The sequence below is a fragment of the Bacillus sp. VT 712 genome (assembly GCF_001614195.1).
Taxonomy (GTDB): domain Bacteria; phylum Bacillota; class Bacilli; order Bacillales; family Bacillaceae_H; genus Priestia; species Priestia flexa.
This window is the reverse complement of sequence record NZ_LWBK01000081.1, coordinates 1-2,082: the sequence shown is the minus strand read 5'-3', so window position 1 is coordinate 2,082 and position 2,082 is coordinate 1. Positions and strand designations below refer to the sequence as shown.

Genomic DNA, 2,082 nt, shown 5'->3' with positions numbered 1-2,082 from the left:
AGGGACTGTTGGTGCTAATACATCTTACGATGTAACAGATTTCGTACCAGTAGAGCCATCAACTGTTTACGCTAGAAACTATTCACACGAAATTGCCTTTTATGATGAAAACAAAATTTACATCAGCGGTCTTTCAAGATTGTCACCACCAGAACAAGCATCAACAATTACAACTCCTAGTAATGCTAAGTATATAAGAGCTACACTTTCAAAAGGGACAGCAGAGACTTTTCAATTAGAAAAAGGTAATTTAGTAACCGCATATGAACCATTTAGTTATACTATTCCATATTTTAAGGATGAACAAATTTATGGGATACTAGACGTTGTCCTACCAAAGAAACTTTATGCTCTTTTAGGGAGTCCAAGTTCAATTAAACCGTTATCAATTTATTTTAATAATGTCATTAAAGGAAATACGTCTTTAATCAACGTAGATGTAGACGCTCCTTACGGTAGACAATATAAGGATCGCTATCATGTGGAGCCAGGAAATAGTGCTATTAAAGAGTATAGTGTTTCAAGTGGAAGTTATGACGTAGTTATAAAGTTACGTGATGTTAATATGAAGGTGATCTATTCAACGAAAACAAATATAGAAATTGTGCCTTTATCGTCATCAAATCAAGTAAATTTGCTTTGCATAGGAGATAGTATGACAAGGCTAAATTCATATGCAAAGCAAGTCCAAGATGTTTTACCTAATGTCAAAACAGTAGGAACGCGCTCATTTGACAATGGAATTACCAATGGTGAAGGTCGTGGTGGTTGGACAGTTGCAGATTACATTAATAACACAGGAAAGACTACAACACCTGACAGCCCATTTTTATTTCCTGTCGGTATAGATGGTGAAAAATTTTGGGGGAATACCGAGGTTTGGAAGAAAATTTGCTACACAGATTCAACTGGATATGATTTCGATGGATTTCAGAAGATAGCGAAGGGTTGGGACGGTGCTAGTTATTTGTTTGATACGAATGGCTATCCTACTAGTCCTGTGTCAGGTGATGTCGTCCTTGATCCGAGTAAGCAAAACGGGCAACAATTTCTACAGTATGACGGTTCAACATGGCAGGTCATGGCGACACAGCCGACAATGGAGATTAATTTTTCTAAATATATGTCACGTTTTGCTGCTGCATTTGGAAGCAATCTTCCTACTCACGTTAGTATTTTGTTAGCAGCTAATGATTTTCAGTTAACAGAAGGAATTGATAATGGTATCGAGACATATATCAAAAACATTAAGGCTATTGTTTCATCGATTAAATCGTACAATCAAGCCATCAAAATTATAATAAATCTTCCTATAATCGGAAATAACCAAGATTTTTGGGCTGTTAGCACTGCTACTAAGGGGACATCAGAAATGTACCGTCAAAATATGCAAAAGGTTGGTAGGAGGTTGCTAACAGAGTTCGATACAGACGCACAAATGGCGAACGGTGTTTATGTATGTGCAATGAATGCGAATTTGGACACTGTAGAAAATATGCAAGATTGGGTTCATCCTAACCCAACCGGTCAGTTACAGTTAGGAAGTAGCTTGGCTGCATTAGTACAAAAAACAAGATAGCATTTTTCATTAGGGGATTTACTGTACAGAAAGAATGGAGAGAAAAGTCGACTTGAAAACTGTATAAGATTTGATAGATTTATTAAATATTTTTTACTCAAGTACACACAAAAACTGAAAATGACGCTATAGATTAAAAATTTAAGTATTTAACAATCGGAGACAATTGCGCAATAAGAATTATACAAAAAAAGACGATGAGATTTTTCATTCATCGTCTTTTTTTAATCCTTAAGAAGGCTTATATAGCCTTCTTCCTGAATTATTCATACCCAAATACAAAATCCCACAGGAAAGGCGATTTATCGGCTTTCCTGTGGGATTCTCTTTTTCACTAAAAAAATGAAAAAAGAATCCATTTCTGTTAAGGTTAAATCGACTAAGAACTAACCAAAAGAAAGGATTCTTCTCATGATTAGATTACCGCAAACAACACTTCATTTCAATCACCAACTCAAATTAACTCACGATGGAGGCGAACTTTCTTCCGATACTGGCCAATT

Annotated in this window: 1 protein-coding gene; it reads left to right on the top strand. The window is 35.7% G+C overall.

The features are described 5' to 3' along the window. Window positions 1-1,579: SGNH/GDSL hydrolase family protein (locus tag A2U94_RS19905; protein WP_062954807.1), on the top strand; the 1,579-nt coding region annotated here is incomplete at its 5' end. Window positions 1,580-2,082 lie beyond the last annotated feature (503 nt).